Below are 8,275 nucleotides of genomic sequence, written 5' to 3'. Positions count from 1 at the left end.
GCCCGCCTTCCCGCCGCATCTGCTGGGGGCGTTCCGGCGGCGCAGCATCACCCTGTGCAGCGGCGTCACCGACGAGACGACGGTCGTCTACTGGTTCCAGTCCCGCCGCTTCACGATCGACATCCGCCTGCCCGACGGCACCGCCACTCCGGCCATCGACCGGCAGGGCTGGATCGGCGACACGCGCTGGGACGCGGGCACCGGGCAGATGTCATGGGACATCCGCACCAGCTACCAGCTGCACGACCAATGGCCCGAACCGGCGCGACTGATCGCGATCGGCAATGCGGTGATCGAGGTCGCGCCATCGGGCGCCTATGTCGAGGACTGGCGCCAGCAGGCGACGCGCGGCCCCCTGCTGGGGCTGCGGCTGGCCGCGGCGATCGACATGCGCAGCGGCGCGCGGCTGGACATGGACGGCGCATTGATCGTCGCGGGCGACCATGCCGCGATCGCGCTGTCGCGCCCGCCGGAGGACGAGGCGGCGGTGCGCGCCGCGGGCGCGCTGGACCGCGCAGCGCCCGCCGCGGTGGAACGATATGAGGTGTCGATAGCGACGCATGACGCGACGATCGTGCACAGCACCTGCCCGGCGCGGCGCGGCATGCCGCTGTGGGACGGGGCGATCGAGCGCGCGGACGGCGGCGTCATGCTGCACGGATCGCCGCGCTGGCCGGGCTATCGGCTGCATTTCGCGATCGACTGCCACGTCCCCGACATGGCGTTCGGCACCTCGACCTCCTGCACGCCCGCCGCCCGCGAATGGCTGGCGCGCGAGGCGGGCCATGTGCTGCGCCACGCCACGGTGGCGCGATGATGCGCGGACATAGGTGGCATCTATGCCTTCCATATTTCGAACACGTCTGGCGCGATGATGGCGTTGTCAGGATGCTGCACCGCGACAGCACGGTGAAATCACGTGCGGGGGCGGGTGCGACCGTCCGGCGGGGCCTGTCCGCCCCGGCCGGCACGGGGCCGCGACCCGGATCACCCGCGGTAAGATCACGAGGGGCATGACTATGCAGGCTAATGGCCAGGCTATCGGACAGCCGACCGGACAGGGAACACGGGTCGGCAAGCGGATCATCGGGGCGCAATCCCCCGTGACGGTCGGGTGGGAGAACGTCCCCCGCGTCGAGGGTTCGCGCGCCAAGGTGCTGTTCTTCACCTGGTTCCAGCCGGCGGTGCTCTTCGCGCTGGTCGCCTTCTGGTATTACGCGCCCAATTCGATCGCCAAGGCATCGACCGCGATCGGCATCGGCATCGCGTTCAAGGCGTTCCTGCTGTTCCTGGAATGGCTGACCCCGCGCCACGAAAGCTGGAAGCTGACGTGGAAGGAACTGACCACCGACCTGTTCTACGTCGGGCTGGGCTATACCGCGCTCAGGATGGTCGAAAGCCAGATCGGCAGCGACGCGATCCTGTCCGCGATCCGCGACAATTTCGCGATGGAAAAGCTGGCGTTCTTCACCAGCCTGCCGCTGCTGGTGCAGGCATTCCTGATCATGCTCATCTTCGATTTCGGGCAATATTGGATGCACCGCGGGATGCACAATTGGTACCCGCTGTGGCTGTCCCACTCGGTCCACCATTACATCACCCAGCTGAACATCAACAAGGGCGCGGTGGGCAACCCGACCGAGCTGTTCCTGATCGGGCTGGGCATCGGCGGGATGTTCGATTTCCTGCCGCGCGCCGCGTTGCTGGCCGGGGCGATCGGCATGTCGGTCAGCACGTATCAGCACATCAACGTGCGCTTCAACACGCCGGGCTGGTGGCGTTTCCTGTTCAACACCACCGAACATCACAGCGTCCACCATTCGCAGGATTTCGAGGGCAGCCGCAGCAACTACGCCAACACCTTCATCTTCATCGACCGTATCTTCGGCACCTGCGTCGACGGTGAGGCGGAGCTGCTGGGCATGGAAGGCGGGCGCCGCATGTCGATCCGCGAACAGATGACCTATCCCTTCACCGAAGCGTGGAAGACGATGAGGGAGAAGCTGTCGCGCCGCCCCGGCACGGCATCGGTCGCCGACGCGGTGCCGGCGGAATGAACGCGGCCAGCCTGACCGTGCCCGGCCCGACCGCAAGGGGTGTGATGAACCGCCGCTTCTTCGAATCGATCTGGCACATCCGCGGCAGCGTGCCGCTGCCCCCCGACCAGTCGCGCGAGGAAGCGTTCACCCGTCTTGCGCCGCTGTTCCGCGAAACCGGCACCAGCCACGAATGCGCAGACGACACGCTGCGCTTCACCAAGAAGGACCCCGCCGCGCAGGACAAGATGGCCGTGTTCGACCATGGCGAGTTGCAGATCCGCGACGACGGCGCGGGGCGCGCGCTGCATTACCACATGGTCAGCCGGATGCTGCTGTTCTGCTTCCTGGCGCCGTTGCTGTTCGTGGCGTTCGGGCAGGCGACGATCCTGATCGGCAAATATGAGGCAGCCAAGGAACAGGCCGCGCCGAAGAAGCCCGAAAAGCCCCCGGTCGTGCGGACGCTGAACCCCATCGACAAGATGCTGGGCGCCCCCGCCCCCGAACCGCCGAAGAAGGACAAGAAGCCGGAGGGCAAGAAGGCCTCCGCCACGTCCGCCTATGTCTTCGCGGGGATCTTCGCGTTCCTCTATCTGGTCGGCCGCATTCTGGAACAGCGCGCGATCCGCCGGACGCTGGGGCGCCGGCTGGCGGGGGAATGACGGGCCGGCGGATCGCCTAGAGCGCCGCCTTCCCCCGCGCATAGGCCTGCGTACCGCGGGTGTAGATGCGGTCCTCGGGCAGGATCGTATCCACCTCGATGTCGGGCAGACCGGCCAGTTGTTCATATACCGGGCTGAAATCGGTGTTGAGCGTGACGTCGAGCAGATCCTCAAAACTGTCGATCACGAAGTAGTTCTGCTGGAAATCGTCGATCCGGTATCGGGTGCGCAGCAGCCGCTTCAGGTCAAAGCCCAGCCGGTGCGGCGACGGATCGTCGAGCGCGAAGATCGATTCGGCGTGGGACGACACGATCCCCGCGCCATACAGCTTCAGCCCGTCGTCGGTGCGCACCAGCCCGAATTCGACGGTATACCAGTAGAGCCGCGCCAGCCGGTCGATCGCACCCATCGCCGCGGCGCGCTGCCCACCGCGGCCATAGGCCTGCATGTAATCGGCGAACACCGGGTTGGCGAGCAGCGGCACGTGCCCGAACACGTCGTGAAAGACGTCCGGTTCCTGAAGATAGTCGAGTTCGTTGGGGCGGCGGATGAAGTTGCCGGCGACGAAGCGCCGGTTGGCGAGGTGATCGAAGAACACGTCGTCGGGGACCAGCCCGGGCACCGCCACCACCTGCCACCCGGTCGCCGCCATCAGCCGGTCGGACAGCTCGGCGAAATCGGGGATGCCGGGGCGCGACAGCCGCAGCACGTCCAGCCCTTCGAGGAATTCCGGCGCGACGCGCCCGGGCAGCTGCCGCAGCTGACGCGCGAACAGCGTGTCCCAGGTGGCATGTTCCTCGGGCGTGTAGCGGTCCCAGCCCTGGGGGATGGTCCAATCGTCGGCGGTGCCGGCGGGGCGGATGAGCGTGGTATCGGCCATCCGCCCCTTTTGCCGCCGTTCGCGCGCGAAATCATGCGCAATCTCGCCGCGGCGGCACCCACGCGCGTCAGGCGATCTCCGCCGCCGTGCCCGCCTGATGTTCGAACAGCCGCCGGTAATGGCCGCCGCCGAGCGTCAGCAGCGCGTCGTGCGTGCCGTCCTCCACGATCCGGCCGTTCGCGAACACCAGGATCCGGTCGAGCGCGCGGACGGTCGACAGACGGTGTGCGATGACGATCGCGGTACGCCCGATCATCAGCCGCTCCATCGCCTGCTGGATCGCCGCCTCGCTTTCCGAATCGAGGCTGGAGGTCGCCTCGTCCAGGATCAGGATCGGCGCATCCGCCAGGAAGGCGCGCGCGATCGCGACGCGCTGACGCTCGCCGCCCGACAGCTTGACCCCGCGTTCGCCCACCAGGGTGCGATAGCCGCGCGGCAGCCGCATGATGAAGTCATGCGCATTGGCCAGCCGCGCCGCCTCCTCGACCTGTGCCGCGGTGGCGCCGGGGCGACCGTAGCCGATGTTCTCCGCCAGCGTGCGGTGGAACAACACCGGTTCCTGCGGCACGATCGCCACCTGTTGCCGTAGCGACCGCTGCGTCGCGCGCGCCACATCCTGTCCGTCGATGGTGATCGTTCCGGCATCGACATCGTACAGGCGCTGGATCAGCTTGACGAAGCTGGTCTTGCCCGATCCCGACGGGCCGACCAGCCCGACGCGCTGCCCGGCCGGAATGTCGACCGACAGATGCTCGTACAGCGGCCGGTCCTGTCCGGCGTAGCGGAACGTCACGTCGGCGAAGCGGATCGCGCCCCGCGTCACGCGGATCGGCTGCGCACCGGCGCGATCGGCGACGCCCAGCGGCTCGTCATGCAGCGCGACCAGTTCCTCCATCTCGTTCACCGACCGCTGGAGCTGATGCACATACTGGCCGATGTCGCGCAGATAGCCGTTGAGCACGAGATAGCTCGTGACGACATAGGCCATGTCGCCCGCACTCGCGCGGCCCTGCCCCCACAGCCATAGCGCGGTTCCCGTCACCGCCAGCCGGATCAGCCACAGCAGCACCAGCTGCCCCGATCCCGCCCAAGTGAACGCCATCCAGGTGCGCAGCGTGCGCCGCCGCCATTTCGCGAGCACGCGCGCCAGCCGCGCTTCCTCCGCCGTCTCGCCGCCGAACGCCTTGACCACCGCATTCGTGCCAACCGCATCGGCCAGCACGCCGCCGATGCGCGTGTCCCACTGGTTCGACAGCCGCGCGATCGGCGCCAGCACGCGCGTCGCCAGCCCGACCGTCAGCACGATATAGGCGACCGCCCCCACCCCCATCACCGCGCCCAGCAGCGGCCAGTGCAGCGCCAGCAGCACGACCGTCCCCGCCAGCACCGTCAGCGACGGCAGCAGCGACAGGAGCAGCACGTCGTTGAGCAGATCGAGCGCCCACATGCCGCGGGTGATCCGCCGCACGGTCGAGCCGGAGAAGGCATTGCTGTGCCAGTCGCTCGACAGCCGCTGGACGCGCGCGAACGCCTCCTGCGTGACGTCGCGCATCATCCCCAGCGTGAACGGGGTGATCGCCCACCAGCCAAGGTGGCGGAACACCACCATCGCACCGCTGAACCCCGCGATCATCGCAAAGGCATGCCACGCCGCCGCCGGATCGCCGCGCCCGACCGCATCGATCAAGGCGCCGGCATAGGGCGGCCCGAACACCTCGGTCAGCGTCGACAGCAGCATCGCGCCGACGCACGCCGCCGCCAGCGCGGGCCGCCGCCGCCACAGGCGGAAGGTGAAGGCCAGCACCCGGCGCAGCACGGAGGCGCGCGGAAACAGATCGTTGTCGTCGTCGTCGTCGGTCATCGGAGCATGTCGCAGCGCCGGTGGGCGCGCGCCTTCGTGTCAGCGGTAGAGGATCAGGGCGACGGGCGCGCATGGCGCCCCGCCCGCGTCAGTGGCGGCGCAGGCCGCCCAGGCGCAGGTCGGCGATACGCGTGATATGATCGAACATGCTCGCCCCCCGTCTGAATCGCTGAACGCCCCCCGATAGCAGCCCGCGCCCGATCGCGCCAGAGCCGCCCTGCCGGGCGCTTCGCGCGTGGACGATCGCGGCGCGCATGATAGGACATGCCGCGACAGGCACGGCGGGACGGCGGCGAGATGGAACAGGCGCGGACGCAGGACGCGGCGGCGGAGGAATGGCCGGCGCGGGCGTGGGGGCTGGCGGCGGCGGGGGCCGTCATCGGCAGCGCCGCCCACGCGCTGACCGACCATGCGGGCAGTGCCGGCGCGGCGCGCGACGCGCTGTATGCGCTGGCGACGTTCCTCGTGGTCGCCGGCGTCGCTGCGGCGATCGTGATCGAGCGCCCGCGCCCGGCACGGGACCTGATGTTCGCCGCGGCGACCGGCGCGGTCGTCGCGCTGGTGACGTGGTGGAACCTGCCGCTGACGTCCGGCAGCTCGCCCGATATCTGGCGGATCGTCTGCGCGGTACTGGCCGGCGGAATCGCGGTGCCGCTGTACCAGGGATGGCGCGGCGCGCGCGTGGGCGCCGATACGGGGCGGCTGCCCTATGCGGCGATCCACCGCCATGCGTGGACCGACCTGATCCTGTCGATCGGCGCGGTCGCGTTCCTGGCGATCGCGTGGCTGCTGGCGTTTCTGCTGGCGCAATTGTTCGCGCTGATCGGGCTTCGCGTCATCGAGCGGCTGTTGCGCCACGGCTGGTTCGGCTGGCCGCTGTCGGGCGTCGCGCTGGGCGCCGCGATCGGGCTGCTGCGCGAGCGGGCGGCGATGCTGGCCGCGATGCAGCGCGTCGTCACCACGATCCTGTCGGTGCTGGCGCCGGTGCTGGCGACGGGATTGCTGCTGTTCCTGGCGGCGCTGCCGTTCACCGGGCTGGCGCCGCTGTGGCAGGCGACCAGCGCGACGACGCCGATCCTGCTGTGCTGCGTCGCGGGGGCGCTGATCCTGATCAACGCGACGATCGGCGACACGCCCGAGGATGACCCGCGCGCGCCGGTGCCGCGCATCGCGGTGATGACGCTGAGCGGCGCGATCCTGCCGCTGGCGGTGGTGGCCGCGATATCCACCGGCGCGCGGATCGCGCAGCACGGGCTGACCCCGGACCGGCTATGGGCGCTGGTGTTCACCGCGATCGCCTGCGCCTATGGCCTGGCCTATGCCGTTGCGCTGGTGCGGCGGCGACAGCGGCTGGCCGGCGACCTGCGCGTCGCGAACCTGCGGCTGGCACTGGCGATCGCAGCAGGCGCGTTGTTCCTGGCGACGCCGCTGGCGGCGTTCGACCGGCTGTCGGCGCACGACCAGCTGGCGCGGCTGGAGAGCGGGCGCGTGGCGGCGGCGGCATTCGACTGGACCGCGATGCGGTTCGACTACGGCGCCCCCGGCGTCGCGGCGCTGCGCCGGCTGGCGATGCGCGGCATGACCGCGGAGATCCGCACCACCGCCACGCGCACGCTGGCGCGGACGACCCGCTACGACCCGGACCATCTGACCACCCCGCCAAAGGACCGGCTGACCGTCCTGCCGCGCGGCGCGGCGCTGCCCCCGCGTCTGTACGACCGGCTGAGCGATATCGAGGCATGCGGCCCGTTCGACCATTGCGTCGTCCTGCTTCAGCCCGATCCGCGCGAGGTAGTGATCGTCAACGATGCGCATATCGCGACATGGCGCGACGACGGCACCCGCTGGCGCGCGGTTCCTGCGCCACGTTTCGTGATCGACGCACAGCGGCGCGCCGCGCTGGAACGTGGCGAGGCGGAGGTGCGCACGGTGGAGCGGCGCCAGTTGTTCATCGGTGGACAGCCGGTCGGCGATCCGCTGCCATAGGGCTCTTACCCCCCGGGTCGGCCGGGGCCATTGAACGCGATCGCAACCATATCCGATACGATCGGATTAAAGCCTTCTCCAGCATGGATCAAAAATGCGTGATCCTGGCACGATAACGCCCGGATTTCCGGGCCGTGCGGGCTCAAACTTAACCCTTGTTTATCGTTTGCGCACATAAATGAGCCGTCGCGTTAGCGCGGGTCAAACATGCGCCATGTGGCGTCGGAGAGGTACAATGCTCTACTGGTTCAAGGCAAAGGCGCCGATCCGGCGCAAGTTCGATGTCTTGTTCTGCCTTTACACCTTTTTGGGGGCGAGCATGATGGCGGCCACCGCGCTGCTCGGCGCGGGCGTGATCGGCGCCAGCACCGCAGTGACCATCGCCGCGCTGGCGTTCGTCACGACCGTCGTCCTCGCGTTCGGATCAAAGAAGCTGATCTGCGATCCGTATGTCGGCACGGTGGTGCGCATGGAGGGGCTGGCAGCGGGCGATCTGAGCACGCCGATCGACTTCACCGATTTCACCGACTGCGTCGGTCGCATGACGAAGGCGATGGACGTGTTCCGCCGCAATGCGGAGTCGGTCAATGCCGCCGCCGAAGCGCAGAAGGTGGTCGTGGGCGCGCTGGGCAACGGGCTGGGCCGGGTGGCCGAGAACGATCTGACCTATCGCATCGACATGGCATTCCCGGCCGATTACGAAAAGCTGCGGACCGACTATAACCGCGCGATGGACGCGGTGAGCCGCGCGATGAGCGCGGTGGCCGAAGCGAGCCACGGGATCAACGGGGGCGCCGCCGACATCCGCCAGGCATCGGACGACCTGTCGCAGCGCACCGAGCAGCAGGCC

Annotated in this window: 6 protein-coding genes and 1 pseudogene; 5 read left to right on the top strand and 2 right to left on the bottom strand. The window is 69.0% G+C overall.

Annotation, left to right across the window (positions count from 1 at the left end):
* From AX685_RS22595 to AX685_RS11980, 3 genes are all read left to right on the top strand, one after another.
* On the top strand, positions 1-817 hold an 817-nt coding region (locus tag AX685_RS22595), incomplete at its 5' end, for a hypothetical protein (RefSeq protein ID WP_066488975.1).
* A 196-nt stretch (positions 818-1,013) separates the two neighbouring features.
* Positions 1,014-2,057: a sterol desaturase family protein gene (locus AX685_RS11985; protein ID WP_231738829.1), complete on the top strand. Its 1,044-nt coding sequence runs from the start codon at positions 1,014-1,016 to the stop codon at positions 2,055-2,057.
* Positions 2,054-2,698: a hypothetical protein gene (locus tag AX685_RS11980; RefSeq protein ID WP_331710168.1), complete on the top strand. Its 645-nt coding sequence runs from the start codon at positions 2,054-2,056 to the stop codon at positions 2,696-2,698. The genes AX685_RS11985 and AX685_RS11980 overlap by 4 nt, the downstream gene beginning before the upstream one ends.
* Positions 2,699-2,714: 16 nt before the next feature.
* Here the strand turns inward: AX685_RS11980 and phhA are convergent, their stop codons facing one another.
* Both phhA and AX685_RS11970 read right to left on the bottom strand, forming a co-directional pair.
* Positions 2,715-3,578: a phenylalanine 4-monooxygenase gene (phhA, locus tag AX685_RS11975; protein ID WP_066488970.1), complete on the bottom strand. Its 864-nt coding sequence runs from the start codon at positions 3,576-3,578 to the stop codon at positions 2,715-2,717.
* Positions 3,579-3,645: 67 nt separating this feature from the next.
* Positions 3,646-5,439 carry an ABC transporter ATP-binding protein gene (locus tag AX685_RS11970; RefSeq protein WP_066488967.1) on the bottom strand — a complete coding sequence of 598 codons (1,794 nt, stop codon included), beginning with the start codon at positions 5,437-5,439 and terminating at the stop codon, positions 3,646-3,648.
* 297 nt (positions 5,440-5,736) lie between these two features.
* Here AX685_RS11970 and AX685_RS11965 point away from each other — a divergent pair, with 297 nt between their 5' ends.
* Positions 5,737-7,425: a DUF4153 domain-containing protein gene (locus AX685_RS11965; protein WP_082740852.1), complete on the top strand. Its 1,689-nt coding sequence runs from the start codon at positions 5,737-5,739 to the stop codon at positions 7,423-7,425.
* 235 nt (positions 7,426-7,660) lie between these two features.
* Positions 7,661-8,275 (top strand): annotated as a pseudogene (locus AX685_RS11960) (methyl-accepting chemotaxis protein); the annotation flags it as partial.

Origin of the sequence: Sphingomonas sp. CCH9-F2 (assembly GCF_001556735.1) — a bacterium.
Classification (GTDB): domain Bacteria; phylum Pseudomonadota; class Alphaproteobacteria; order Sphingomonadales; family Sphingomonadaceae; genus Sphingomonas; species Sphingomonas ginsenosidimutans.
Note: the sequence above shows the minus strand (reverse complement) of the source record. Positions and strands in the feature narration are given on the sequence as shown.

Bases quoted from the DNA above. Each gene is read 5' to 3' on its own strand.
- AX685_RS11985 (WP_231738829.1), top strand. From the start codon at position 1,014: ATGACTATGCAGGCTAATGGCCAGGCTATCGGACAGCCGACCGGACAG.
- AX685_RS11980 (WP_331710168.1), top strand. From the start codon at position 2,054: ATGAACGCGGCCAGCCTGACCGTGCCCGGCCCGACCGCAAGGGGTGTG.
- phhA (WP_066488970.1), bottom strand. From the start codon at position 3,578: ATGGCCGATACCACGCTCATCCGCCCCGCCGGCACCGCCGACGATTGG.
- AX685_RS11970 (WP_066488967.1), bottom strand. From the start codon at position 5,439: ATGACCGACGACGACGACGACAACGATCTGTTTCCGCGCGCCTCCGTG.
- AX685_RS11965 (WP_082740852.1), top strand. From the start codon at position 5,737: ATGGAACAGGCGCGGACGCAGGACGCGGCGGCGGAGGAATGGCCGGCG.